Source organism: Rhizobium sp. 57MFTsu3.2 (assembly GCF_012932765.1).
Classification (GTDB): domain Bacteria; phylum Pseudomonadota; class Alphaproteobacteria; order Rhizobiales; family Rhizobiaceae; genus Rhizobium; species Rhizobium altiplani.
Genome location: NZ_JDWI01000004.1, coordinates 196,421 through 222,757, shown reverse-complemented (window position 1 = coordinate 222,757; position 26,337 = coordinate 196,421). Strand labels below are relative to the sequence as shown.

The window sequence follows — 26,337 nt, the reverse complement described above, 5'->3', positions numbered from 1 at the left end:
AAAGGCAGTTGAGATGAAAATCACAAGCGTGCGGCCGTGGCTGATCAAGTCCGATGCTTCTTATTGGGGAGAGTTTCTGTTCGTCGAAGTGACGACGGATGAGGGGGTGAGCGGTTGGGGAGAGATCACCACAACGACAAGGCTTGCCAATCGCGCCCTCTGCACGATCCTGCGGCAGATCGGTGCCGCCGTAGCCGGCGAGGACCCGGCGCGTATCGAGTATCTGTGGCACAAGATATTCCGCAGCTTCACCTACATGGGCAGTCGCGGGGCCGCGGTCGAATGCGTGAGCGCCGTTGACATTGCTCTCTGGGACATACGAGGCAAGGTACTCGGCAAGCCGATTTACGAGCTGTTGGGTGGAGCTGTGCGCGATGAAATTGCGCTCTACACCCACCCCAACCAGGCCAAATTTACCAGCAAGGAGGCTGTCGTCCGCGAAATTCGCGATATCGTCGAATCCGGCCACACTGCCCTCAAGTTCGATCCCTTCCCCTACCAAGGGCGCGTCGCCGATGGCCAGCCTCGCGAACAGCGGGACGGGTACCTCGATGGCAGCATGTCCCGCAAGGATGAGCGCGAAGCCGCCGAACTCACGGCTCTGATCCGGGAAACGGCAGGCTCTGATGTCGACATTCTCATCGATGCGCATGGCCGGTTCGACGTTCCGACGGCCATTCGCCTTTGTCGAAGCCTCGAGGAAGCTGGTCAGATCGACTGGTTCGAGGAGCCCTGTCCGCCGGAGAGCCTCAATGCTCTCCGACAGGTCCGTGAGAAGGTCAGCGCCGCCATCTCGTGGGGCGAGCGCGGCCACACCAAGTGGGATTTCGTGCCGGTGCTGGAAAACAGGCTCGCTGACTACATCATGCCTGATGTCACCTGGACCGGTGGCATTACTGAACTCAAGAAGATTTCTGCCCTGTGCGAAGCCTACTACATCCCGGTCTCGCCGCATGACGCCGCAGGGCCGATCAACGTGGTTGCTGGAGCGCAGGTGATGATGACCGTTCCCAACTTCTACAAACTCGAAACGTCGGAGTGGAACCTCGGCAAATACGATCACCTCATCGACAGACCACTCGATGTTTCGAACGGCAGCCTCAAGCTTGCGCCGAGGCCCGGTCTCGGCGTTGAAATGAACCGCGACTACCTTCAAGACCACGAGATAGAGCTGGCCTAGCAACGCTTTACGCCGCCCCAGCGAGCGCGGCGACGAGCCCCACCCACCAAAACGAGGACAAGTCATGCCAGAGGCAAATGGAGCCGACGAGGCGCTCAATCGGGTGAACATGCATTCCAAGCCGTCCGACCTTCGCATCACCGACATGCGGGTAGCCGAAATTGTCGGCGCGCCGTTCACCTCGGTGCTGCTCAAGATTTACACCAACCAGGGCATCGTCGGGCTTGGCGAGGTGCGTGACGGTGCCAGCGCCACCTACGCCCTGATGCTGAAGAGCCGGTTGCTTGGCGAGAACCCTTGCAACATCGATCGACTGTTTCGCCGGATCAAGCAGTTCGGCGGACACGGCCGGCAGGGCGGTGGTGTATCGGCGGTTGAAATCGCGTTGTGGGATCTGGCCGGCAAGGCCTACGGCGTCCCAATCTACCAGATGCTCGGCGGCCGGTTTCGGGAAAAAGTGCGTGTCTACTGCGATACCGACGCCACCGTGCCGAGCGGCACCGAGACCGGAAAGCGCCTCAAGCAGCGCATGGAGCTCGGCTTCACCTTCCTCAAGATGGATCTTGGGCTGATGCAGATCGCGGATGTGCCCGGTGCGGTCGTGTTTCCGGCCGGCTCACTGGAAGGCTACCGCCAAAGTCCCACTCGCGGGCCGCTGAAGACCAATGACGAGCGGCGCGTCCGCAACGCTGCGTACGATTTGCATAACGTCCAGCACCCGTTTACCGGCCTTCACTTTTCCGACAAGGGCCTCGACCTGCTTGAGCAATACATCGCCGAGGTTCGGGAGGTCATCGGCATGGATGTGCCGCTCGCGATCGACCATATCGGCCATATCTCGTTGCAGAACGGCATTCGCCTCGCCAGGCGAATTGAAAAATACGTGCCAGCCTGGCTCGAGGATGTGATCCCTTGGCAATACACCGAGCAGTACCAGCGACTGCAGGAGGCCACCACGGTGCCGATCTGCACCGGCGAGGATATCTATCTCAAGGAGGGCTTCGAGCCTCTGCTCAAGAGCGGCGGCGTCTCCGTTATCCACCCGGACCTGCTCACCAGCGGGGGCATCCTCGAGACCAAGAAGATTGGCGACATGGCGCAGGACGATGGTGTCGCCATGGCCATCCATATGGCGGAAAGTCCAATCGCCGCAATGGCTGCGGCACATGTCGCGACCGCGACCGAAAATTTCATGGCGCTCGAATACCACTCCGCCGATGTCGACTGGTGGGACGATATCGTCACGGGCCTTCCCAAACCGCTGGTGAAGAACGGCTTCATCACTGTTCCGGACAAGCCGGGGCTCGGGATTGACGACGTCGTCGACGAGGTGATCTCGCGGCATCTGCAGCCGGGTGTCACCGGCATTTGGCAGCCTACGGATCACTGGGACAATGAGTATTCCTGGGATCGCACCTGGAGCTGAGGAACAAAGGAACGAAGATGAAGATCACCGATCTGCGCTGCGCCGTTATCGGCAAGCACCCGATCGTCCGCATCGTTACGGACGAGGGCCTCTATGGCCTGGGCGAAGTCGAATTCACCAAGTCCTACCTCAAGCCCTTTGTGCTGCATTTCCGCGAGGCGCTGGTCGGCGAGGACCCGACCGACGTCGAGAGAATAATGCTGAAGATCCGCCAACGCGGCTCCTTCAAGCCGTACGGCGCCGCGGTGAGCGCTATTGAGCATGCGTTGTGGGATATTGCTGGCAAGGCCGCGGGCGTGCCCGCCTATAAACTGCTCGGCGGCAAGGTGCGGGACAAGGTGCGCGTCTACAACGGTTCGGTTCGCCAAAAACGCACAGGCGACCGGCCGGAGGATTACGCCGCTGACGTCAAATGGATGATGGAGCAGCCGCAGAACTTCTTCATGATCAAGCAAGGGATCTCGTTCCACTCCAACATGAAGGACACCATCGAGGGCTTCCACTACGGCGTGACGCAGAAGAAGGCCGGCTATCACGGCGCCATGGATCAGGGCATGATCAGCGAGCGCGGTTTCAATCACATGATCGACTGCGTGATCGCAATGAAGGAAGTGCTGGGCGACAAGGTCAGCCTGGCGCTCGACTGCGGCCCCGGCTGGATGCTGCCCGATGCGATCAAGTTCGCCCGCGCGGTCGAGAAGTACAATTTGATGTGGCTCGAGGACATGCTGACTGGCGACTACGTGCCATGGGTCAATCCGCAGGCCTATCGGGAGCTGACCACCTCCACATCGACGCCAATCCACACTGGTGAGCAGATCTACCTGCGACACAATTTCAAGGAGCTGATCGAAACGCAGGCGGTACGCGTCATCGGCCCCGATCCAGCCGATGTCGGAGGCATTGCCGAGCTCAAATGGATCGCAGAGCACGCCTACATGCACTCGATCCTGATGGCGCCGCACGGCACTGCCAACGGTCTGCTCGGCCTCGGCGCGTTGATCAATGTCTGCGCCACCTTGCCGGCAAATTACATCGCCTTCGAATATCCCACCGCCTCCGATCCCTGGTGGGAGGATCTGGTAATCGGCTTGCCGCCGCAGATCGTGAAGGACAGCATGGTGGACCTGCTGGAAGCGCCGGGGCTAGGCCTCGATATCGACGCTGAAGCGGCCAGGAGATATCTGAGGGAAGAGGATGCGGGCTTTTTCGACTGAATCTTTCTCCACTTGCCCGCAGTAGCGATATGAGCGGCGAAACCGGTCCGCGTCTTCTATATTCCCGCATCCTTAGGGGTGGCTTCTCGTAAATCGTGTTCCATATACAACTGACCACTATTCCTCGAATACCTTGCCGGTGCGAGCCTCGAGCCGGTAGCGGTTGCCGGGATAGATGAGGCGGGCGGTGGAGACGACGTGCCGCCCGGACCAGGTGCGGCGGCGGATGGCCAGGCAAGGCTCGCTCTTCAGGATCGTCAGGAGCTTGCACTCCCAGGACTGCGGCATGGCCGCCTCGACGATGTGCTCGGATCCGCTCAGCGGGGCGGCAGCCGTCAGATAGGCGTTTGGGGTCAGAGAGGCAAAGTCCTGCGCCAGATAGTCGGGGGCTGCTGCCGGATTGACGAACCGGTCTTCGATCTGCACCGGCACGCCGTTTTCGCTGTGCACGATCAGGGAGTGAAAGACAGGTGCGCCGATGTCGAGCTCCAGCGCGTCGGCCGTCTCGGGAGATGCTGTCTCCTGCGCCAAAATCACCACCGAGGCCTCATGCGCGTTGCCGCGCTCAGCAATCTCTTCGGCAATATTGCGCACCTCGAACAGGGCCGAATACCCCTTGCGCTCCGCGACAAAGGAGCCGACGCCCTGGATGCGAACCAGCTCGCCTTCGTTTGCGAGTTCACGCAATGCCCTGTTGGCGGTCATCTTGCTGACGCCGAGTTCGTTCACCAATTCGTTTTCGGAAGGCACGCGATGCTTCGGAGGCCACTCGCCGCTATGGATGCGGTCGAGTATCATCTGCTTGACGCCGGCGTAGAGCGGTGCGGTATCGTTATCCCTCATCATCTCGCTTGGACGCTTCATTGCCTATTCCCTTTGCAATCGCGGAATCCGCTCGATAAGTCGACTTTCCTCTTGCATAACACAAAATATCTCATATGGTACCATATACAACCTCTCGAAAGATCGATCAACAAGGTCGGCGTCGAGCAAGCCGGCGAAGACCGGTGTCGGACCGCAAGGTCAATCGTCACTTCAGAGGAGATAGAACCAATGAAATTCAGCGCGCTTCTTCTTTCCAGCGCCTTTGCGCTCTCGGGCTTCGTCGCGCCCGTCGCCGCCAAGGACTGGAAGACGGCCACCATTACGCTTGAGGGGGCCTATGCGCCCTGGAACATGACCAATGCCGACGGCACGCTCGGTGGCTTCGAGCCCGAACTTGCCAAGGTTTTGTGCGAACGTGCCAAGATCGACTGCAAGCTCGTCGCATCCGACTGGGATGGCATGATCCCGGCACTCAATGCCGGCAAATTCGACGTCATCATGGATGCGCTGTCGATCACCGATGACCGCAAGAAGGTCATCGGCTTCACCATCCCTTATGCTGCGACGCCGGCCGCCTTCGCGACCGCCAAGGACAGCCCGCTTGCCAATGCAGCCGGTACCGGTGCGACGATCAAGATGACGCCCGGCCAGACCGGCGTTAAGGAAGTCGATGCGCTGAAGGAGGCCTTCAAGGGCAAGACGATCGGAATTCAGGCCGCGACCGTTTACGCGAAGTTCGTTTACGACAATTTCGGCGATATCGCGGAGATCCGCGAGTACAAGACCGGCGCCGACCGCGATCTCGATCTGCAGAACGGCCGTATTGATCTTGGCTTCGACGATGCCGTGTATTTCGCCAATGCCTTCCAGTCCGCAAACGACACGCTGGCCTTTACCGGCCCCGAGATCGTTGGCCCGATCTGGGGCGAGGGCGAGGGTCTCGGCATCCGCCAGGCCGATACCGACCTTCGTGACAAGTTCAACGAAGCGATCAAGTCCGCACTTGCCGACGGTACCGTGAAGAACCTGTCGATGAAGTGGTTCAAGGTCGACGTCAGCCCTCAGAACTGATTTCCGGCAAAGGCCGGAGGTCCCGGTCTCCGGCTTCAAGGCCGGGGACCGCATGCTATTCTGACACCGCCGGGACAGCGGCGGGCGCGGGGAACATGATATGGCAACACTGGAACTGATTGGGTTCGGCTCGACCGGATGGGGGGCGCTGCTTCTGCTCGCCGCGTTGATGACGCTTGCCGTGACCGCAAGCGCGCTTGCGATCGGCGCGGTGCTCGGCGCGATAATTTCTGCTGCCAAGCTCTCCGGCAAGGCCTGGCTTGTTGCGCTCGGCAACGTCTACACGACTGTCTTTCGCGGTGTGCCGGAATTGCTGATCATCTACCTGATCTATTTCGGAGGGTCCTCCGCAGTCACCTCGATCGGCAAGGCGATGGGCTATGAGGGCTTCCTCGGGCTGCCGTCGTTTCTTGCCGGTGCGCTGGCTGTGGGGATCATCTCCGGCTCCTATCAGGCGGAAGTATTCCGCGGGGCTTACCTTGCCATTTCCAAGGGTGAATTGGAGGCGGCATCAGCGATCGGCATGCATCGCGGCCTGCGCTTTCGCCGGATCATCATTCCGCAGGTGCTGCGCTTCGCAATCCCCGGTCTCGGCAACGTCTGGCAGCTCAGCCTCAAGGATTCCGCACTGATCTCGGTGACCGGTTTGGCGGAACTGATGCGCACCAGCCAGGTCGCTGCCGGTTCGACACGACAGTATTTCCTGTTCTTCATCGTCGGCGGCATCCTCTACCTGATCCTGACAAGCCTCTCCGACCGGGTTTTCAATGGCGCAGAGCGGCGCGCCAATCGCAGCATGCCGACAGCGGCCATGGGAAAGGCGTGAGGTAACACGATGGATTTCGCTTTTCTCGCCCAAACGATGTCGACCCTGCTCAAAGCCGTCCCGATGACCTTGGCTCTGTTCTCCCTGTCGGTCTTCTTCGGTGGTCTTCTGGCCCTGCTGATCGTCTGGATGCGTGTCGCCGGCAATCCGGTGCTGTCGTCGATTGCCAAGGGATACATCTTCATCTTTCGCGGCTCGCCGCTGCTGATCCAGATGTTCCTCGTCTTTTATGGCCTCGGCCAGTTCGGCTTCATCCGCTATTCCTTCCTTTGGCCGTTCCTGCGTGAACCGTTCGTTTGTGCGGTACTGTCACTGGCACTCTGCACCGCCGGCTATTCCGCCGAGATCTTCCGTGGTGGCATTCGCGCCGTCTCGCCGCGCGAGATCGAGGCCGCTCGCTCGATCGGCATGTCCGGTGCTCTTCTCGTGCGCCGCATCCTGGCGCCGATCGCATTCCGGCACGCGCTTCCGGCCTACTCCACCGAGATCGTCCTGATGATGAAATCGACGGCACTCGCAAGCCTGGTCACCGTATGGGAAGTGACCGGCGTGGCACAGCGGCTGATCTCGCAAACATACCGCACGATGGAAGTGTTCCTCTGTGCGGCGATCATCTATCTCGTTCTCAACTTCATCATCCTGCAGGCGATGTCCCTGCTTGAATATTCGCTCTCACGACACCGCCGTGCGATCCCGCCGGCGCTGAAAGCCTGAGAGCCCTCCGGACACGATTGGAGCTTCCATGCCAGGCGTTACCCGACTTTCCGTCCGCAACATCCGCAAAAGCTTCGGCACGCACGAAGTCTTGCGTGGCATCTCGCTCGATGCCGAGGATGGCGACGTCATTTCCCTGCTCGGTGCCTCGGGTTCCGGCAAGTCCACCTTCCTGCGCTGCATCAACCTGTTGGAAACGGCAACCGACGGCGAGATCTGGGTGGATGGCGAGCAGATCCGCATGATCCACAAGGGCGGCACGAGCCGGCCGGCGAGCCAAAAGCAGGTCGACCATATCCGCTCGGAACTGGGCATGGTCTTCCAGTCCTTCAATCTGTGGTCACACATGACGATCCTGCAGAATGTAATCGAGGGACCGGTCCACGTGCTCAAGCGTCCGCGTTCCGAATGCGTCGCCGAGGCAGAGGCGCTTCTCGAAAAGGTCGGCATTGCCGACAAGCGCCACGCCTATCCAGCGCACCTATCGGGCGGCCAGCAGCAGCGCGCAGCGATCGCCCGGGCACTCGCGATGAAACCGAAAGTCATGCTCTTCGACGAGCCGACGTCGGCGCTTGACCCGGAGCTCGTCGGCGAGGTGTTGCGTGTCATGCGCGCGCTTGCCGAGGAGGGGATGACGATGCTGGTCGTCACGCACGAGATGAGCTTTGCGCGCAATGTTTCCAATCGCGTTGTCTTCATGAAGGAAGGCCTGGTCGAAAGCAGCGGCGCACCGGACGATATGTTCGGGGGAGGCGCGTCACCGGCCTTCCGGCAGTTCATCGGTCATTTCGGAAGCGGGCAATGACGGTCACCATCGACACACTGATCGGCTGGCGTGACATTGCACGCGTTGCGGCCGGCGAGACGCTTGCGCTATCACCCGCAGCCTGGGGTCGCGTCGACAATGCCAGCGGGATCATTGAACGCATTGTCGAGACAGGGATACGTGCCTACGGCGTCAATACAGGCGTCGGCGCGCTTTCAGATACGGTCGTCGATCGCAACTCCCAAAGCCGGCTGTCGCGCAACATCGTCCTCAGTCACGCCTGTGGCGTCGGCGAACTCCTGGCGGGCCGCGAGGTCCGGGCAATCATTGCGGCGCAAGTCGCCAATTTCGCGCATGGCCATTCCGGCGTACGGGCGGATATCATCCGCCACCTCACGGCATTTTTGGAGCACGATTGCGTGCCTGATGTCCCGTCGAGGGGCTCAGCCGGTTACCTCACGCACAATGCCCATACTGCGCTCGTCCTCATCGGGGAAGGAAGCGCATCGGTGGCGGGCAAGCGCATGAACGGCCTCGAGGCTCTCGATGCCATTGGTCTTGCACCACTCGTGCTCGGTGCAAAAGAGGGATTAAGCCTCGTCAACGGAACGGCCTGTGCAACGGGTTTAGCCAGCGTCGCGCTAGCACGCGCGAACCATCTGCTCGACTGGGCCGATGCTGTGGCAGCCCTGACGCTGGAAGCTTGCGGGTGTCAGATGGCGGCCTTCGACGAGACGGTGCTAGCGCTTCGTCCGTCGCGCGGCATCGCGCATGTCGGCGCTTCCTTGAGGCGGCGCCTGGAAGGCAGCGGGCTGATCGCAGCCGCGCTCGCAAAACGCACGCAGGATGCGCTCAGCCTACGCTCGGTCCCGCACGCCCACGGAGCAGCTCGCGACGTCTTTGACAATGCATCCGACGTTGTCGATCGCGAACTTGCCTCAGTCACCGACAATCCGGCGGTCTCGGGAACACCTGAAAATCCTGTCGTGTCGTCGGAGGCTCATGCCGTGGCGCCAGCCCTCGCGCAGGCGTCCGACAGCCTTGCGATCGCCCTTGCGCAGATATCGGCCATGAGCGAGCGCCGTATGGATCGGCTCGTCAATCCGCTGATCAGCAACCTCCCGCCTTTTCTGGTGAGCGATGCCGGCAGTAATTCCGGCTTCATGATCGCGCAATATACCGCTGCCGCGCTCAGCAACGAGAACCGCAGGCTGGCCGCACCCGCTTCCACCGATGGCGGCGTTACCTCCGGCCTGCAGGAGGATTTTCTCGCGCATCCAACGGCTGCGGCAAATAAGCTCCTTTCGGTCATCGACAACGCCGAATACATTGTCGCCATCGAGTTGATGGCGGCAGCCCAGGCGCATGACTTCCTGGCGTCGACAGCAAAGCGCGCCAAGGCCACGGACGCAATCCACCGTGCGGTACGTCAGGTCGTCCCGCATTACGCCGACGATCGCCCGTTGGCTGCCGACATCGAAGCGCTTCGTAGCTTTATCCGGCAAGAAGCACCGCCCGAATTGATCTGAGGAGCAGAAATGACAGCTGATTTCGACGTTGCCGTGATCGGCCTCGGCGCCATGGGAAGCGCTGCCATCTCCTTCCTTGCGGCGCGCGGCGCCAGGACGATTGGCATCGACGCCTATTTTCCTGCCCATGCGCTCAGCTCTTCGCATGGGGATAGCCGCCTGATCCGGATGGGCTACTTCGAAGATCCGTCCTATGTGCCGCTGCTGCAGCGCGCCTATAGCAACTGGCGCGCTTTGGAGGCGCGGCTTCGCACGGAAATTCTGACGATCACCGGCGTTCTCCAGATCGGGGCTGAAGACAGCAAGATTGTTACAGGCACACGCGCGTCCTGCAAGATGCACGGCCTGCCGCATGAGGTCCTCGACAAGATGGACGTGGCGCGTCGGTTTCCCGCCTTCCAACTGGATGACGAGGACATTGCTGTCCTCGATCCGGAGGGGGGCTATCTCAGGCCCGAGGCGGCTGTCATGGGCTATCTCAAACTTGCAGCGCAGGATGGTGCGGTTCTTCACTTCGGCGAACGGGTAACAGCGATCGAGCCGGGCGACGGCGGGGTGACGATCCGATCGGCTGAGGGCCACTATCGTGCCAAAAAGGTGGTGGTTGCCACCGGCTCGTGGATCGCCGAACTCATTCCCGATTTGAAGGAACACGCAGTACCGATCCGACAGGTCGTCGCCTGGTATCAGCCGCAGGACGGATTTGCGACGGAACCGCAGCGCATGCCGTGCTTCCTTCGGGATGAGGGGGCAGACGGCTCTTACTTCGGTTTTCCGGCGATCGGCATGGACAGCGTCAAAGTCGGGAGGCACGCGCATTTCCGCGAGCCGATCGATCCCAACCAGCCCAATCCGCCCGTTAACGACAGAGATACGGCACTCCTCGATAGCTTTATCGCCAGGCGGGTGCCGGCCGCTGCCGGACCGCGGGTCAGCGCCGTGACATGCCGCTACACGATGCTGCCGAGTGAGGATTTTCTGCTCGACGTTGCCCCTGGCAACCCGAACGTCGTCGTCGCGTCGCCCTGCTCCGGCCATGGCTTCAAGTTCACGAGCGTCGTCGGCGAGATTCTCGCCGACCTGGCGCTTCAAGGTGGAACCAGCTTGCCGGTTGCAGCCTTCTCGTTCGATGCGATGAACCGCTTCGTCTCGGCCCGCAAATCGGCGTAACGCTCCAGGCTAGCTGCAGCGCAATCCGGTTTCCGCATTGAATAGGTGGATTGCTTGCGGATCGAAGGTAAGCGTCAGCATCTGACCATTCTCCAAAGTCGTGCGCGGCGGCAGGCAGGCCATGATCCGTTGCGTGCCCGCAAAAGCGGTGACGACAAGCTCCGGTCCGGTCAGTTCGGCAACCTCGCATTTCGCCGGTAGCGTGAGGCCGGACGATCCAAGTCGAAGTGCTTCCGGCCGTATTCCGACAATCAGCTTCTGGCCATCTCTGGGCTCGGCTTGAAGTCCGCCCGGAAGAGGTAGCACGATGTCGCTGCCCTCGATCTGAAGTTCGCTGCCGCGAACCGTAGCGTTCAAAAGGTTCATTGGCGGCGCCCCGACAAACGTGGCGACATAAAGAGTTGCCGGCCGATCGTAAATCTCCGACGGGCTGCCGAGCTGCTCGATCCGCCCGTCGCGCATAACCGCGATGCGGGTGGCGAGCGTCATGGCCTCGATTTGGTCGTGCGTCACGTAGACGACCGTGGTCTTGAGCATCTGATGCAGGCGCTTGAGTTCGGTGCGCATCTCCATGCGCAGTTTTGCGTCCAGGTTGGATAGCGGCTCGTCGAACAGGAAGACTTCCGGCTTGCGCACAAGGGCGCGGCCGATCGCAACGCGCTGGCGCTGGCCACCCGACAGTTGACTTGGCCTGCGGTCGAGCAGGCTTTCGATCTGCAGCAATTTCGCCGCATCGCGTACCGCCGTGTCGCGCTCGGCGCTCGGAACTTTGCGCATTTCCAAGCCGAAGCCGATATTGCGGTGGACAGTCAGGTTTGGATAGAGCGCGTAGGACTGGAAGACCATGGCGATGTCACGATCCTTCGGATGCACGCCGAGGACCGAGCGTCCGCCGATACGCACGTCGCCGCTTGTTGCTTCCGCCAGCCCCGCGATGATGTTGAGCAGGGTCGATTTTCCGCAGCCGGAAGAGCCGAGCAGGACGAGAAACTCGCCGCTCTCGAGCGCGATGTCGATGCCCTTCAGGGTTTCGACATCGCCGTATGTCTTGCGGATGTTGGCAATTTCAAGAGCACTCATCGAGCGGGCTCCTCAGATGTGGATGGTCCGCCGTAGTTGCGGGGAAGGGTCGAAATTGCCCGTGATGCGACCGCGGTTCCGGCCCGCAGGCAGTCAGCGAGAGGTTTTTCTTGCGCCAGCGCCGCCAGAAAACCGGCGTTGAAGACATCGCCGGCGCCGATCGTATCGACAACCGTGACTAAGGGAGCCGCAGCGGCGATGCACTGCCCGTCCGCACCAATTGCGAGCGCTCCGTCCGGTCCGCGCTTGACGACGACGATGGCACCCTCCGGCATATGGGATCGGATTTCGGTCCCCGCTTCGACAGGGTCGTCGAGGCCGGTGAGGGTGGTGGACTCCACTTCGTTGAGCAGCGCAATCGCGCAGCGGGAAAGCCAGTTTCGCGTGGCCTCGCAATTCTCGTTCGTCCAGCCGTCGAGCGGCCAGCCAGTGTCAAGCGCAATCGCAATCTGGTGCTTGTCGGCCCAGTCGAAGAAAGCATCGTACTCGCGGGTCAGATCTTCCGTCAGGAATGAGCCGCAGAGCAACACGAAGCCCCCCGACAGCGTCGTGCCATCCAGGACGGCAAAGACATCGGAAAGGCTGAGGCGGGGCAGGTGACCGCGGGTGGTGAAGAACGTGCGCTCTCCATCGGGATGGGTGATGCCAACCGACAGTGTCGTCTGCTCAGGGCGCACCGGCCACTTCGCGGACCGCTTGCCGAAAGCCTCGGTCAACCAGCGACCGAACTGGTCGTTGCCAACATTGGCGGCGATCTCGAATTCGACGCCAAGACCTTCCCAGGCGAGGGCGCTGTTGCCCGCTGCCCCGCCGACGCGCAGTTCGTCGTGGTCGACGATGATCTCGGTGCCAGCCTTCGGCCAGGGAGCAGCAGGGCCGAGAATGAGGTCGATATTCACGTTTCCGACGACGGCAAGCGGGCGCATCATTCGCTCCGGGTGATCTTTGTCGAGCGCACAGGCGTGCCGGCGTTCTCGACACGCGCATCGGCGAAGGCGACCATGAAGCGCTGTGCCACGGGCAGCATTGCGAAGACTGCAGCCAGGCCCGAAGCTGGCTTGAAGCCGATGGTCACCGCGCCCGCAACCGGGGCTTCACCCGATGCATCGAAGATGATGACCGGAGCGCCGGTTTCGACGGCTGATACGGCCATGGCCGTGACCAGACCGGCGGTGCTGTCCTGTCCCCGGAAAAGAACGACACCGACGGCCGGGCCGAGCATCTCCATCGGTCCGTGCCGCAACTGCCCGCCTTCGAGCGAAAAGCAGGGAAGGCGGGAGAGTTCTGTCAGGCCAAGGGCCAGCGCTTCGGCAAGACCCTGCAGGCGCCTGCCCGAGGTAACGACCGTCGCCACGTTATCGAGAGCTGCAAGAGCGATGTCGATGCTTGGTGTTTCCGGGGCGGTGAGTGCGGCAAGGGCTGCCGCGGGATCCTCGCCAAGGGCTGCCAGCACCGCAAGATGCAGGGCAAAGGAGACTGTCAGGCTGCGCGTTGCAGCAAACGCCAATTCCGTGCCGCCCGCTCCGATGAGGGAAGGCGCCGTACGCGCCAGGAATGATCCTTGCTCCAGCGTCAGCCCGAATGTGTCACCACTGCCTCCTGTTTCAAAGAACCAGCGCACCACCTCGGCACTTTCGCCAGATTGCGAGGTGATAATAACTGTTCGGCCGTCGAGCGCGAGCGGTTGTCCAAGTTGCTCGGAAAGCGGTAGAGCGATCGCGTCGATGCCGCAGGCACGGTAGAGCGGCTCGACGGCCCGGCCAACGGCATGAGATCCGCCCATGCCGAGAAGAAGCAGCCTGGCGTTTTTCTTCAGCGATTCTGCAATGGCCTGAGCGGTTTGCTTTGCATTGTCATAGGATGTGAGCGCATCCGCATGCTGACGCGCCATTTCGCGATCAATTGCAATCAGGCCGGCTGGTCGTGTGTTTTCCATGGTCATTGTCATCCCTTGACGCCGCCGCTTGTCAGCCCCGATATCAGGGCGCGTTGCATGACGAGACCAACCAGCACCGGTGGCAGAGCGGCGAGCACACCGGCAGTCGCGATCAGTCCGTAATCGGAGACACGGCCACCGGCCAGATCGGCGATGGCAACCGTGAGTGTCTTGGCGCGCTGATCGGAGGTGAAGAGCAGCGCATAGAAGAACTCGTCCCAGCCGAGCAGGAAAGCAAACAGCGCCGAGGTGGCGACAACAGGCATGGCCAGCGGCAGGGTAATGATCTTCCAGGTCTGGAACAGGCCGGCACCGTCAATCATTGCCGCGGCTTCGATCTCCTTCGGAATGGAATCGAAGCCGGATTTCATGAGCCATGTCGTGAAAGGGGCGAGGATCGTCAGATAGACGAGGGCGAGGCCGAAGACGTTGTTCAGCATGCCGAGATAGGCCAGGCCCATGTAGAGCGGCACGGCAAGCGCAACCGGTGGCAGCATGTAGGTGGCGATGACCATTGAAAGCGACCAACCGACGGAAGGTGTTCGCGACACGGCCCAACCGGCCGGAATCGCCAGCGCGATAGCGGCGATCGTCGCCATGCCGGCAACCTCGATGCTGTTTCTGAGCGACGATGTGAAGGCGGCGCCGGCGCTGTTCTCGATCGTCGACAGCAAGGCGGCGTAACGGGAGAAGTCGGCCGTTTGCGGCCACCAGCGGAGCGGCTTGGCGGCCAGATCGGCGGCCGGCGAGATGCTCATGATGAACAGCCAGATGATCGGTGCCAGGATCACGGCCGCAAGCAGCAACGCGCAGACGTAGATGAAAGCTGTAAAGAATGGGCTCTTGCGTTCCATCAGGCGGCACTCCCTGCGGTCTTGCGCACCAGCGTGGCATAGGCGAGAGCCAGCACCGTTACCAACAATGTGACGATCAAGGCCAATGAGGCGCCGGAGCCGGCCCGCTGGAAGGAAAACGCTTCCTGATAGACGAGGATCGACAGCGTCCTCGTACTGTTGGCCGGGCCGCCGCGGGTCATGACCCAGATGATGTCGAACACCTTGAAGGCCTCGATGGTGCGCAGCACCAGGGCCACCATCAGCGGACCCGCGAGATAGGGCAGGATCACGAAGCGGAAGCGGGCGAAGGGACCGGCGCCGTCGACCAGTGAGGCGGCAGTGACGTCACGCGGCACCGCTTGTAAGGCAGCAAGCGCAATGAGCGCGACCAGCGGGAAGTTCTTCCAGCAATCGGCGACGATCAGGGCGGCAAGTGCAGTGCCCGGTTCGCCAAGCCAGGAGCGATAGGCGTCGATCAGCCCGACTTGCATCAGCGCGGCGTTGAGCGCGCCGTATTCCGGATTGTAGATCAATCGCCAGAGCGTGGCGTTGACGACGGTTGGCAGTGCCCAGGGAAGGATCATCAGGGCGCGCAGCACCGCGCGGCCCCGGAAATCCTGGTTGAGGAGAAGTGCTGCAAGCACGCCGATCACCATCTCGGCAGCAACCGAAATGACCGCGAACCAGGTGGTCGTGATCAGGGTCCGCTGAAAATTCGAACCGGAGATCATCTTCACGTAGTTGTCGATGCCGACAAAATTGCCTGATGTGCCGACAAGCTTGGCGTCTGTGAAAGACAGGCCGACGGTGTCGACCAATGGCCATCCGATGACGGCGATCATCACGACAAGCAGCGGCAACATCAATAGCCACGCGCGGGTTGTCATCCAGGTGCCGGACATGAGGCGCCCTCTCAATTCATCGGACTGGTAAAGTGGAAACCAGGCGGCACGGCGCCGCCTGGACGGTTACATCGCTTAGAGACCGCTGTTGTCGGCAGCCGACTTCAGGGCGTCCTCCGGCGAAGACTGGCCGAGCAGGGATTCCTGGATCGCCTGCTGCAGAGCCGTGGAAAGCTCCTGATACTTCGGCGTGGTCGGGCGCGGATACATCGCGGCAAGACCGACCTTGGCCGCAGCGATCAGTTCTTCCTGGCCCTTCGTCACGGCCGGATCCTGATAAGACGATGCCCAGATCGGCAGGCTGAGCTTGGCATACTGGTTCTGCGTCGGCTGCGAGGTCATGAAGGTGACGTACTTCCAGGCCTCATCCGGATGCTTGCTGGCCGTGGTGACACCAAGGCCCATCGAGCCGTTGACGGCCGACGCTTCGCTCTTGCCCGCGACACCCGGAGCCGGGACAACGCCGACCTTGCCCGCGACCTTGCTGTCCTTCGGGTCGTTCGCCATGTTGTACATGTAGGTCCAGTTCAGCGCAAAAGCAGCATCGCCGTTCTGGAAGACCTTTCGCACATCCTCTTCCAGGAATTCCTTGGAGTTCGGGTTGGTCAGGCCGGATTTGTAGCTGGAAACCATATAGTTCAGCGCGTCGAGACCGCCGCCACTCTGGAAGGCCGGCTTGCCGTCCTTCAGGAAATCGCCCTTGTAGGCACTGACGAGCGTCGTGTAATCGCAGATCGCGGCTTCGGCTTGCGACCAGCTCCAGGCGATCGGCGTTGCGAGAAGTCCCTTGTCCTTGATCGTCTTTGCCTGCTCGGCCAGTTCGTCCCAGGTCTTCGGCGGTGTCTTTATGCCGGCCTTCTCGAGGATTTCCTTGTTGTAGAACAAATACTTGGTGTCGAGGATCCACGGCATCCCGTAGTACTTGCCGTCATACTGAACGGTCGTCCATGCACCAGGAAGGACACCCTTCTTCATATCGTCGGTGATGCGCGCGGTGACGTCGACGAGGACATTGTTGGTCGCGTATTCTGCCGGCCAGATCACGTCGAAGAGGACGACGTCGTAACCGCCGGACCCCTGGGCGAGCACCGTCTTGTCGTGCAGGCCTTCGTAAGGCACGAACTCGAGATTGACCTTGACGTCGGGGTTTGCCTTGGAAAATGCATCCGTCATGGCACGGACGTCAGCCTCGCTATAGGCCGCTTGTGCCATAAACAGCGCATTGATCGTCGTTTCGGCAAAGGCGTGCGGCGCGAAAGATGCGCCGATCAGTGCTGCGCCAAGCAGCGTCTTGTTCAGGGATTTCAACATTCCAGCCTCCAGTTTTTTGACATTCACGCGTTTGTCCGAAGGCGGCTGTCGTCGCCATCGGTTGTTGAAAAGGCGCCGGTTAGCCGGCTGCCGGATTCGGAGCGTCGTCAGAGCCGCTTTCGGACTCTCTTGCGTTCCCTGGAACTCTTTTGGTTCCTTATTAAGTCAATTGTCTTGACTTATTTCTTCTTCAATATTCTACTGCTGTCAAGAGGGAATTCGGAATGAACGAAGCGCGCCCGATACGGGCAAAAGCAGGCACCAATCATGAAGGCACAAGCGCCCATAACCGGCGGGTGATGATGGATGCCCTGAGAGTGAATGGAGCACTCTCGCGAGCAGACCTGGCGCGCGCCACCAAGCTCACCAAACAGACCGTGTCGAACATCATCGACGAACTCGAACAGGAAGGGCTGGTCACCGCGCAGGAAGCTGTTCGCAAGGGCAGGGGGCAACCGTCGACACCCTATCGCCTGGTGCCGGAAGGGGCTTTTGCGATCGGGCTGCAGATCGATCGTCACATAACCCGGGCCATAGCTGTCGACCTTGTCGGCAACATACGCACGCGGGCCGAGGCGAACCTGCCTCCCGACGGGCCGTCGCGCGGTGCAACCGTAATTCTCGAGCTTATCGAGAAGGTTCGCCGTGACCTTGCCGGCCTCGTTGCTCAATCGGAGCGGCGGCTCGTTGGCCTGGGCGCGGCGATGCCTGGTCCGTTCGGGATCGAGGCGACGGGTGACGATCCCTGGATGATGGCCGCCTGGCAAAAGTTTCCGCTGTTGGAAACGCTGGCGGCAGGCACGGGTCTTGGCGTTCGTCTGCAAAACGATGCGGCCGCATGCGCCACGGCGGAGCGGATGGTTGGCGCCGCCCATGGGCTCGACCATGCCGTTTGCCTCTATCTCGGCTACGGTATCGGTGCTGGTCTGATCCTCGGCGGGGAACTTTACAGCGGTGCAAACGGCAATGCGGGCGAAATCGGCATGGCGCTGCTTTCGGCAAGCGGCAGCCCGACGCCACTCGAGCATCGTGCCTCGCTCGCCTCGCTCTACCAGCACCTGGCGATCGACCCGGCGGATCCCGGCGTCTATGCGATGGTGAACGAACTGGCGCTGAAGAACGATGCGAGAATCCAGAGCTGGATCGAAGAAGCCGTGATGGATCTTCGCTGGAGCGTACATCTGATCGAATCGATCTTCGATCCGCAAACCGTAATTCTCTGCGGCGGTGCGCCTGAAGCCCTGGCGCGACGTCTGGTCGAGGCGATGCACCCTCTGCCGCCATCGATCGCCGATCGCCGTGGCCGGGTCATTCCTCGCTTCCAGCTTGGAATGACTGATCCCTGGGCCGTTGCGCTTGGCGCTGCCGCCGACCCGATCAGCCGCGCTTTCGACCCGAGCTTTGCGGCCATTCTCAAGGGTTCGCTGTAAAAGCGCTCATGCGCGATGGATCGGGTCGATCCATAAAACATCTTCCGGCTGTTCGACCGGTTCGATATCGAGATTGACGACGACCGGTTCCTGGCCGGAGCGCACAAGAACACATTCGAGCGTCTCGTCGCGGCTGGCGTTGATCTCTTGATGGGGAACGTAAGGCGGCACGTAGATGAAATCACCGGGACCGGCCTCTGCCGTGAATTCGAGGTGTTCGCCCCAGCGCATGCGTGCCTTCCCTTTCACCACATAGATGATGCTTTCGAGATCCCCGTGGTGATGGGCGCCGGTCTTCGCATTCGCATGGATGGTCACGGTGCCGGCCCATATTTTCTCCGCCCCGGCACGCGCATGGTTGATCGCCGTCGCCCGGTTCATCCCTGGGGTCTGGGCGGTATTGGGATCGAGTGAATTACCCGGAATGACCTTCACGCCATGTTCGCGCCAGTCGATCGGATGGTGGTCGTGATCATGCGGAACCTCGGTCATTGCATCTCCTTCCGGCAATCAGGTGTTGCCATCGTGTTCCCTGGCTATTGGCTAAAGGCCGTGGATGCCGGAGAGCTCATCGAGCTTGCCGCGCAATCTGCGCTTTACCTCCTCGTCCTGCCCTTCCATGGCGGCGAGCATTTCGCGAAGCGTTCCGCGCAGTCCATGGATCTGATCGATGAGATCCATGATCAGATCGACGCCGGCATCGTTGACACCCATGTCACGCGTCAGGTCGAGGATGAGCTGCGCCCGCGCGACATCGGTGTCGCGAAAATCGCGAGCGCCGTCACGTGTCTGAGGCAGCAGCCATCCCTGCTCGACCCACACCTCCAACACCCTCACGTCGATTTTAAGAAAACGGCGGAATTCAAGATCATCCATGGCTATTCTCCCATGCCCTTTCTCGGATCCTGCTCGTCGCCAGCTGTCCAGCCGGTCATGAAATCGGTCAGCTGCTGATCCGGTCCGTTCGGCAGCACGATTTTGAGAGAGATGTAGATGTCTCCAGCACTGCCGTCTTTCTTCGGAACGCCCTTGCCCTTCAGGCGCAAGACCTTCCCGGTGTTGGAGTGCGGCGGCAATGTGAGGTTGACCGGACCTGACGGCGTCGGCGCGCGCACCTTGCCGCCGAGCACGGCCTCGCGCAGCGTAATCGGCAGGTCGAAGCGAATGTCGTCGCCGTCACGAACATAGAAGCGATGCGGACGCACGCGAATTTCGACAAGCGCATCTCCCGGCCGGCCGCCGCCAATACCGGCCTCGCCTTTGCCGCGCAGTCTGAGCGTCTGGCCGTCGCGCGTGCCAGGCGGTATCTGCAGGTCGAGCGCCGGCCCGTCCGGCAAACGGATCTGGGTCTTCGTGCCGTTGACGGCATCGAGGAAATCGACCTCCATCGAATACTGCCGGTTCTGGCCCTGTGCATGGAAATCGCCTCCGCGTGTTCGTCGCGAAAAGAAGCTCGAGAAAATATCGTCGCTGTCGCCGAAGTCGGCATAGCCCGCGCTGTTGTGATAAGGGTTGCCGGCGTTTCCTGCAGACGCATAGTCGCGATAGTAGTGGCGCGGCGCCTGCTCGGCACCGGTCATGTCGATCTCGCCGCGGTCAAAGCGCCCACGCTTTTCTTCATCGCTCAGCAGCTCGTAAGCAGCGGAAATCTCCTTGAAGCGGTCCTCTGCCTTCTTGTCGCCGGGATTGAGATCGGGGTGAAGTTTCTTGGCGAGCTTACGAAATGCGCTTTGAATGTCTTTCTGCGTGGCGTCCTTCTTCACGCCGAGAAGCTCGTATGGATCGCGGCTCATGCATATCTCCGGTTCAGCCGGCGGACATCACCGGCATTTTGCCATCTATATAGGTTTTCGCCGCTGCTCCGACGAGAGGTTGTATCGGCCTGGGCACCTAATCGCGCTGCAGGTTGATCTCACTGGTCACCACCTGCTGGCCGGACGCCGGATCCTTGTCGACCGTCCGAATGCGGATCGCATTGGCATCGACACGCTGGATGGTCATGTTGGCGCTGCGGTCACCGTTTATCACCTTTGACCAGCGCACCGCGAGATTGATGGCGTCGCCGCGGCGGCTTCCCTGAAGACCGGATACGCCACCGGACGGACCGACGTAACGACCGGCATACTGTGTTCCGGTGACCGTGATATTGGCCGACACCGGTCGCGTGATAACGATCATCCCCCGGCAGGTCCCCTTCATCGAAAGCGCCTCGCCACTCGCCTGGGATGTGAAATTACAACTCAGGTTGATCGGGGACGAGGAGGTCGTGCGTTTCATCATGCCTCCGCCCGTCCAATCGCCAGCAAGCGACTGGAGGAAAGGCGCCTCGTCGGCATATGCGAAGCCTGTGACCAGCCAGAACAGCGCGGCCACAGCAGCATGTCGGCAGCACTTCATGACGTCCTCCCCTTGGAGATGATCAGGAATGCCTCAGAATGCTTGAAAGTTCCTCCCAATGCAGGAACTCGGCCAAAATGTCCCAATGCGATGGGGTAACGCAAGCGAATTCCTCTTGGTCGTGAGGTCCGACCTCATCGAGAGAAATTTTTGTCGGTTGAGAACTGCTATTGCTGCACTGCAATAATCGCCATAAGGTAGAGACGCTGAACTCGGAGGTCCGAATGCCGCCAAGACCGTACAGCAATGCCCGTGCCACGCGATCCGATCGCGATCCGATCGCAATTGATCTGGCGCTCCAGGGAGGTGGCGCGCACGGCGCTTTCACCTGGGGTGTGATCGAACGGCTCATCGATGAACCCTGGCTGGAGATTTCAAGCATAACCGGCACCTCGGCCGGTGCAATGAACGCGGTGGTACTTGCGCATGGTTATGCGCTTGATGGTCGAGAGGGTGCGAAGGTGGCTCTCGAGGCATTTTGGGCCCGGGTCAGCGACGTGGCGCGGTTCAGCCCGTTTCAGCGAACGGCGTTTGACGTGATGACCGGTAACTGGTCGCTTGACCACTCGCCCGCCTATCTCTTCTTCGACCTTATGAGCCGCTTGTTTTCGCCCTATGAGATCAATCCGGCAAACATCAATCCGCTCCGCGACATCCTCGAGGAAAGCGTGGATTTCGAGGCCTTGAAGCGCTCTGAGATCAAGCTGTTTGTCAATGCCACGAACGTGCGAACCGGGCTGCCGAGGGTGTTTCGCAACGACGAACTGAGTGCCGACGCCGTGCTGGCTTCGGCATGCCTGCCGATGCTGCACCAGGCGATCGAAATAGACGGTGATCCCTACTGGGACGGTGGGTTTTCGGGAAATCCGCTGCTTACGCCGGTCGTCCGCGAGAGTGCGGCACGCGACATTTTGCTTGTTCAGGTCAATCCCGTAGAGCGCGCGGGCGTTCCAAGGACTGCACGTGAAATTCTCAATCGCATCAACGAGATCTCCTTTAACTCCAGCCTGAAGAAGGAATTGCGAGCGATGGCCATACTCCAGCGGATGCTTTCGGAAAGCGGCGTTGCGCCGGATGAAATCGCCTGGGCGAAGGAATGGTCAAGCATACGTCTCCATCGAATTGCAACGCCACCGCGCATGGTGGAACTCAGCGCGTCATCCAAGATGAACGGCGAGTGGGAGTTTCTTTCGATGCTGCGGCAGGAAGGGCGCGAGACCGCGCAAGAATTTCTCGCCAGCCATGGCACGGATATTGGAAAACGGGCGAGCTTTGACATCGAAAGCCTGCTCGATACCGTCCTGCAATAGACGTCAGAGCGCAAAGCCCCGTCATGGATATTGTTGGCGTCCTTATCGCTCTTGGTGTTCTCGTCGCGCTCGCTTACCGCGGCTGGAGCATCCTTCTTCTCGCACCCCTTTGTGCCCTGCTTGCCGCACTGTTGGCTGGCCAGCCGTTGCTTGCCAGCTGGACGCAGACTTTCATGCGCAACGCGGCGGATTTCATTGCCCAGTTCTTCCCGATTTTTCTGCTTGGCGCTCTTTTCGGCAAGCTGATGGAAGCCAGTGGTTCGGTTGAGGCAATTGCCGTGAAGATGACCGAGAAGCTCGGGGCAGGACGAGCCATATTCGCCGTCGTGCTTGCTGGCGCCTTCGTGACCTATGGCGGCGTCAGCCTGTTTGTCGCTTTCTTCGTCCTTGCTCCAATGGGGCATGCTCTCTTCAAGGCGGCCGACATTCCGCACCGGCTCATGCCGGCAGCAATCGCCCTTGGAACATCCACCTTCACCATGTCTGCCATGCCGGGCACGCCGGCGATCCAGAATGCGATCCCGATGCCATTTTTTGGCACCAATCCGTTTGCTGCCCCCGGGCTCGGCGTCATTGCCTCGGCGGTCATGCTTGGTTTCGGCATGTGGTGGCTGCAGATGGCGCGGCGAAAGGCGAAGCTGGCAGGGGAGACCTATCGCTATGCTGGCTTGACGGCCTCTGATGCCATTTCCCATGACGACAGGATGCGGGAGCGTGGCGCAGTCGCGCATGACTTCGATCCGGGTGAAATTGCGCGCGGCGGTCATGCGGCGATGCGACCAGGCTTTTTGATCGCAGCGCTGCCGCTGGTGGTCGTCGTTGCGACCAATCTGGTGATGACGTTCGCCGTTTTGCCGCGTATCGACGCGCATTATCTGGCGGAAACTGCGTGGGGCTCAACCACACTTTCAGCGGTTGCGGGAGTCTGGTCGGTGATTGTGGCATTGACGGCGGGTATTGTGGCGCTCCTCGTTACCAACTTTGACCGCCTTCCTGGTCTCCGTTCCATCATCGATGCCGGCGTCAACGCGGCTGTCCTGCCGATCATGAGCGTTGCCAGCCTTGTTGGCTTCGGAGCCGTTGTGGCTGCCCTCCCTGCATTCGAGACGGTGAAGGTCTGGGTCCTGGGCATCGAGGGAGGGCCACTGGTCTCCCTTGCGATTGCGACGAATATCCTTGCTGCATTGACCGGTTCGGCGTCAGGCGGGCTGACGATCGCGCTCGATGCCCTGGGGCCGACCTACATGGAAATTGCCCACCAGACCGGTCTCGATCCCGAACTGATGCACCGGGTTGCGGTCATCGGCGCCGGCACGCTGGACAGCTTGCCGCACAACGGCGCTGTCGTGACGCTCCTTTCTGTCTGCGGTGTCTCGCACAAGGATGGTTACCTGGATCTCGCCATGGCCGCCATCGCAAGCGCCCTTGTTGCGCTGGTCGTCGTCATCACGCTCGGAACTCTTGTTGGTTCGTTCTGACCAGCTGCGACACCACATCCGGGAGTGCGTGGCTGCTTCCACTCGATCGCGACGATAGACGGGCGACGGTGCCTCTATCGGCTCCCAGCGTCAAGGTGTACTCAAGGCAACAGGCTGTACCAGCTAGACTGAACTCCGCGTCAGCCTTTCGGGCGGGTGCGCATGTCGAATGCACTGGAGAGTACATGATGGGTTTTCCGCTTTTCGATCTCAGCGGCAGACGAGCATTGGTAACCGGCTCGTCACAAGGCATTGGTTTTGCGTTGGCCAGGGGGCTTGCCGAGCATGGCGCATCCGTCGTGCTGAACGGGCGGGATGCGTCGAAGCTGGAGGCGGCCGCGAAGGCTCTGCGAGAAGCCGGTTACGATGTTGCCGTGAATGCCTTTGATGTGACCGATGCTGACGCAGTCAAACATGGCATCGACGAGATCGAGAGCGCCATTGGTCCAATCGATATTCTCATCAACAATGCGGGAATGCAGTTTCGCACGTCGCTGGAGGATTTTCCGGCCGATCGCTGGGAGCAACTGCTGAAAACCAACATCTCCAGCATCTTCTATGTCGGGCAGGCCGTTGCCCGGCACATGATCACGCGCGGCGCAGGAAAGATCATCAACATCGCCTCCGTCCAAAGCGAACTCGCTCGTCCGGGCATCGCCCCCTACACCGCCACAAAGGGCGCTGTGAAGAACCTGACCCGCGGTATGTGCGCCGACTGGGCCAAGTTCGGAATCCAGGTGAATGCCCTCGCGCCGGGCTATTTCAAGACGCCGCTCAATCAGGCTCTCGTGGATAACGAGGAGTTCTCCTCATGGCTTCAAAAGCGCACGCCTGCCGCCCGCTGGGGTGAGGTGGATGAACTGATCGGTGCGGCGGTCTTCCTGTCCGGGAAAGGATCATCCTTTGTCAACGGACACACTCTCTATGTCGACGGTGGCATCACGACTTGCCTCTAGTGATGCCCGTCGCCGTTGCGCCCGCTGAAATCAGGTTCAACGCCATGAGGCGTCTGCCCAATGGCAGCGAGTACGAGAAATACAGCATAGCGGCGACCCTCGGATTTCAGAGCCTCAGTGGGTCGGACAAATTCACCGGGCAGGTCCAACCGGCCTATTCTGCACGTCCGCAAATACGGTTCCGGGTCGTATGCCTTGCCGAGCGTTCGCGCGCGGCTTGTCTGGCCGCGGAATAGCGAAATTCAATTGTAGCGTGCCGTCCTTCGACGTGGCAGACCGTGGCTCGTGGCCGCTGGGTGGTGTGCATGGCGCCCTTCGACAGGCAAGGGCACCTACGCCTTCAGCCCAGCATGTCCACCACCAAATCTTCGCAGCCGTCCTCCCCATGCACAGGCTGCCCTGTCCTCAGGTGTAGCTCGACCGCCAATACGCTTCGACCTAGCGTCCGCTACGGGCTCGGGACCGACATGTCTCGATCACGCAAAATAGGAGCACACCATGTCACAGGCAGAAGCAGAGAGCCGCAGGATTGGGCAGGAGGAGGCGAACATGACCCAGCACAACGCCTCACAACCCGCCAGAGCACGGTCCGAAGAGTTGGTCCCGTCGCGCTATGCGGTGCGGGTCGGCGAGATTGACGTCCTGGTTATCAGCGATGGGGTACTGCCGCTTCCAACCGCCATGTTGGGACATAACGCCGACCCTGCCGTCCGAGCTGGCTGGCTCGACGATATGTTCCTGCCGCAGGACGCTTTCGACTGGTCGCTGAATGCGGTTCTTGTGCGCAGTGGCGGGCAGACCATACTCATCGACGCTGGACTGGGATTGGACCCGGACTTGAACTTGCCGCGGGCCGGGCAGTTGACCAAGCGACTGGAGGCGGCTGGCATCGATCTTGGATCCGTCACCGACATCGTGCTGACCCACATGCACATGGACCACGTTGGCGGGCTGCTCGTCGACGGGGTGAAGGAACGGCTGCGGCCGGACCTGCGGATCCACGTGGCGGCCGCCGAGGTCAAATTCTGGGAGGCGCCCGATTTCTCCCGCGTCTCGATGCCGCCGGGGTTCCCGGACGCGCTTCGGGCGGCCGCCAAACGGTTCACCGAAGAATACCGCAGCCATCTGCGGCTGTTCGATGAGGAGCAAGAGGTGGCGCCGGGCGTGGTCGCCACACGTACCGGCGGCCACACCCCGGGCCATTGCGTGGTTCGCGTGGCGTCCGGCGGTGATCGGCTGATGTTTGCCGGCGACGCCGTGTTTGCGGTCGGGTTCGAACACCCCGACTGGTATAACGGTTTCGAACACGACCCAGAAGAGGCGGCCCGCGTCCGCGTCCGACTTTTGCGGGAGCTGGCGCAGACCGGCGCACAGCTCGTCGCCACGCACCTGCCGTTTCCGTCCGTCGGCCACGTGGCGGTTGATGGCGATGCTTTCCGCTGGGTCCCGGCCTTCTGGGACTACTGACCGCTTGGGTCGACCATTCCGCGTAAGCGCCTCGTCGACCGAGCGCCCATGCGTAAACGGTCGAACTTGCACTGGAAAAAACCGACTAGGCTCTTGATGGGCCTAGTCGCTGCTGCAGTCTAAGGCAGCAAAAATGTCCCAAATGAACTGCGCCAACCGCTAGCCGGCACCGCACCGCGCCCGGATCGAATAAAAGGCTTGCAGAAGCATCGCGCGAAGAAGCTTTTCTGGCGCAATCGACGGCCGCCCGATCGGCGAATAAAGCGCTGCAAAATCTTGTTCCAATAAAACGAGCGCTTCGTTCACGACCTGCCGGATGGCCCGTAGAGGATGATCTTCTCGAACACGAGCCTTCAGATCCACATAGCTGAAGAGTTCGCCTGTCCTCACATCGCCGCCACGCATCCATCAGCTCCAAATCGCAATAAAGCGAGTGAATCACGACAGGAGCCTATGCGCCAATGCCTTTTTCAACAGCCTGCTAGGCCAGCCAGCACTTCATCCTTGCAC

General features: G+C 61.0%; 25 protein-coding genes and 1 pseudogene. 14 read left to right on the top strand and 12 right to left on the bottom strand.

The window, feature by feature from the left end; translation table 11 throughout:
* The first annotated feature begins 13 nt into the window (after positions 1-13).
* The 3 genes from AF71_RS06935 to AF71_RS06925 all read left to right on the top strand — a co-directional run bounded on the left by AF71_RS06935 (position 14) and on the right by AF71_RS06925 (position 3,823).
* Positions 14-1,180 (top strand): mandelate racemase/muconate lactonizing enzyme family protein, encoded by a 1,167-nt coding sequence (locus AF71_RS06935; protein WP_169680520.1) that lies wholly within the window; start codon positions 14-16, stop codon positions 1,178-1,180.
* Positions 1,181-1,244: 64 nt separating this feature from the next.
* Positions 1,245-2,606 (top strand): mandelate racemase/muconate lactonizing enzyme family protein, encoded by a 1,362-nt coding sequence (locus AF71_RS06930; RefSeq protein WP_169680518.1) that lies wholly within the window; start codon positions 1,245-1,247, stop codon positions 2,604-2,606.
* 17 nt (positions 2,607-2,623) lie between these two features.
* Positions 2,624-3,823, top strand: coding sequence for a mandelate racemase/muconate lactonizing enzyme family protein (locus AF71_RS06925; RefSeq protein WP_169680516.1), 1,200 nt, complete (start codon positions 2,624-2,626; stop codon positions 3,821-3,823).
* A gap of 117 nt (positions 3,824-3,940) precedes the next feature.
* On the opposite strand, the gene hutC is transcribed toward AF71_RS06925, so the two are convergent.
* A complete protein-coding gene (hutC, locus tag AF71_RS06920) occupies positions 3,941-4,687 on the bottom strand; it encodes a histidine utilization repressor (protein ID WP_029792280.1) in 747 nt (248 codons plus the stop codon).
* Between the two features lie 189 nt (positions 4,688-4,876).
* On the opposite strand from hutC, the gene AF71_RS06915 reads away from it, so the two are divergent.
* The 6 genes from AF71_RS06915 (at position 4,877) to solA (ending at position 10,724) form a co-directional block, all read left to right on the top strand.
* Positions 4,877-5,719: a transporter substrate-binding domain-containing protein gene (locus AF71_RS06915; RefSeq protein WP_169680514.1), complete on the top strand. Its 843-nt coding sequence runs from the start codon at positions 4,877-4,879 to the stop codon at positions 5,717-5,719.
* A gap of 100 nt (positions 5,720-5,819) precedes the next feature.
* A complete protein-coding gene (locus tag AF71_RS06910; protein WP_169680513.1) occupies positions 5,820-6,545 on the top strand; it encodes an ABC transporter permease subunit in 726 nt (241 codons plus the stop codon).
* Between the two features lie 9 nt (positions 6,546-6,554).
* The gene (locus AF71_RS06905; protein WP_169680511.1) at positions 6,555-7,259 is read left to right on the top strand and encodes an ABC transporter permease subunit; all 705 of its coding nucleotides are present in this window, start codon (positions 6,555-6,557) and stop codon (positions 7,257-7,259) included.
* 28 nt (positions 7,260-7,287) lie between these two features.
* Positions 7,288-8,064 (top strand): ATP-binding cassette domain-containing protein, encoded by a 777-nt coding sequence (locus AF71_RS06900; protein WP_025660654.1) that lies wholly within the window; start codon positions 7,288-7,290, stop codon positions 8,062-8,064.
* Positions 8,061-9,554, top strand: coding sequence for a histidine ammonia-lyase (hutH, locus tag AF71_RS06895; protein ID WP_169680509.1), 1,494 nt, complete (start codon positions 8,061-8,063; stop codon positions 9,552-9,554). The genes AF71_RS06900 and hutH overlap by 4 nt, the downstream gene beginning before the upstream one ends.
* Positions 9,555-9,563: 9 nt before the next feature.
* Positions 9,564-10,724, top strand: coding sequence for an N-methyl-L-tryptophan oxidase (gene solA, locus AF71_RS06890; RefSeq protein ID WP_169680507.1), 1,161 nt, complete (start codon positions 9,564-9,566; stop codon positions 10,722-10,724).
* A 9-nt stretch (positions 10,725-10,733) separates the two neighbouring features.
* Here the strand turns inward: solA and ugpC are convergent, their stop codons facing one another.
* The 6 genes from ugpC to AF71_RS06860 form a co-directional block, all read right to left on the bottom strand.
* Positions 10,734-11,804 (bottom strand): sn-glycerol-3-phosphate ABC transporter ATP-binding protein UgpC, encoded by a 1,071-nt coding sequence (gene ugpC / locus AF71_RS06885; RefSeq protein WP_169680505.1) that lies wholly within the window; start codon positions 11,802-11,804, stop codon positions 10,734-10,736.
* Positions 11,801-12,730, bottom strand: coding sequence for a carbohydrate kinase family protein (locus AF71_RS06880; protein WP_169680504.1), 930 nt, complete (start codon positions 12,728-12,730; stop codon positions 11,801-11,803). Before AF71_RS06880 ends, ugpC begins: the two co-directional genes overlap by 4 nt.
* Positions 12,730-13,752 carry an SIS domain-containing protein gene (locus AF71_RS06875; RefSeq protein ID WP_169680502.1) on the bottom strand — a complete coding sequence of 341 codons (1,023 nt, stop codon included), beginning with the start codon at positions 13,750-13,752 and terminating at the stop codon, positions 12,730-12,732. The genes AF71_RS06880 and AF71_RS06875 overlap by 1 nt, the downstream gene beginning before the upstream one ends.
* Entirely contained in the window at positions 13,749-14,594 is an 846-nt protein-coding gene (locus tag AF71_RS06870) for a carbohydrate ABC transporter permease (protein WP_169680501.1), read from the bottom strand. The genes AF71_RS06875 and AF71_RS06870 overlap by 4 nt, the downstream gene beginning before the upstream one ends.
* On the bottom strand, positions 14,594-15,478 hold the full coding sequence (locus tag AF71_RS06865; RefSeq protein WP_018856030.1) for a sugar ABC transporter permease: 885 nt from the start codon (positions 15,476-15,478) through the stop codon (positions 14,594-14,596). The genes AF71_RS06870 and AF71_RS06865 overlap by 1 nt, the downstream gene beginning before the upstream one ends.
* Positions 15,479-15,553: 75 nt before the next feature.
* Positions 15,554-16,789, bottom strand: a complete 1,236-nt coding sequence (locus AF71_RS06860; RefSeq protein ID WP_062369017.1) for an extracellular solute-binding protein — start codon at positions 16,787-16,789, stop codon at positions 15,554-15,556.
* Between the two features lie 224 nt (positions 16,790-17,013).
* Between AF71_RS06860 and AF71_RS06855 the strand changes: the two genes are divergently transcribed.
* Positions 17,014-18,219: an ROK family transcriptional regulator gene (locus tag AF71_RS06855; protein WP_169680500.1), complete on the top strand. Its 1,206-nt coding sequence runs from the start codon at positions 17,014-17,016 to the stop codon at positions 18,217-18,219.
* A 6-nt stretch (positions 18,220-18,225) separates the two neighbouring features.
* Here the strand turns inward: AF71_RS06855 and AF71_RS06850 are convergent, their stop codons facing one another.
* From AF71_RS06850 to AF71_RS06835, 4 genes are all read right to left on the bottom strand, one after another.
* Positions 18,226-18,711: a cupin domain-containing protein gene (locus AF71_RS06850; RefSeq protein ID WP_169680499.1), complete on the bottom strand. Its 486-nt coding sequence runs from the start codon at positions 18,709-18,711 to the stop codon at positions 18,226-18,228.
* Between the two features lie 51 nt (positions 18,712-18,762).
* Positions 18,763-19,095, bottom strand: a complete 333-nt coding sequence (locus AF71_RS06845; protein WP_169680498.1) for a chaperone modulator CbpM — start codon at positions 19,093-19,095, stop codon at positions 18,763-18,765.
* 2 nt (positions 19,096-19,097) lie between these two features.
* Complete coding sequence (locus AF71_RS06840; RefSeq protein ID WP_025660666.1) at positions 19,098-20,012, bottom strand: J domain-containing protein; 915 nt, start codon at positions 20,010-20,012, stop codon at positions 19,098-19,100.
* A 97-nt stretch (positions 20,013-20,109) separates the two neighbouring features.
* A complete protein-coding gene (locus tag AF71_RS06835; protein ID WP_062369021.1) occupies positions 20,110-20,616 on the bottom strand; it encodes a hypothetical protein in 507 nt (168 codons plus the stop codon).
* Between the two features lie 224 nt (positions 20,617-20,840).
* Between AF71_RS06835 and AF71_RS06830 the strand changes: the two genes are divergently transcribed.
* The 4 genes from AF71_RS06830 (at position 20,841) to AF71_RS06815 (ending at position 25,827) form a co-directional block, all read left to right on the top strand.
* Entirely contained in the window at positions 20,841-21,926 is a 1,086-nt protein-coding gene (locus tag AF71_RS06830; RefSeq protein ID WP_113161628.1) for a patatin-like phospholipase family protein, read from the top strand.
* Between the two features lie 23 nt (positions 21,927-21,949).
* Positions 21,950-23,404 carry a GntP family permease gene (locus AF71_RS06825; protein WP_169680497.1) on the top strand — a complete coding sequence of 485 codons (1,455 nt, stop codon included), beginning with the start codon at positions 21,950-21,952 and terminating at the stop codon, positions 23,402-23,404.
* A gap of 188 nt (positions 23,405-23,592) precedes the next feature.
* Positions 23,593-24,360, top strand: coding sequence for an SDR family oxidoreductase (locus AF71_RS06820; protein WP_062369024.1), 768 nt, complete (start codon positions 23,593-23,595; stop codon positions 24,358-24,360).
* Positions 24,361-24,909: 549 nt separating this feature from the next.
* Positions 24,910-25,827, top strand: coding sequence for an MBL fold metallo-hydrolase (locus tag AF71_RS06815; protein ID WP_169680495.1), 918 nt, complete (start codon positions 24,910-24,912; stop codon positions 25,825-25,827).
* Between the two features lie 177 nt (positions 25,828-26,004).
* On the opposite strand, the pseudogene AF71_RS06810 reads toward AF71_RS06815, so the two are convergent.
* Positions 26,005-26,232 (bottom strand): annotated as a pseudogene (locus AF71_RS06810) (IS5/IS1182 family transposase); the annotation flags it as partial.
* Positions 26,233-26,337 lie beyond the last annotated feature (105 nt).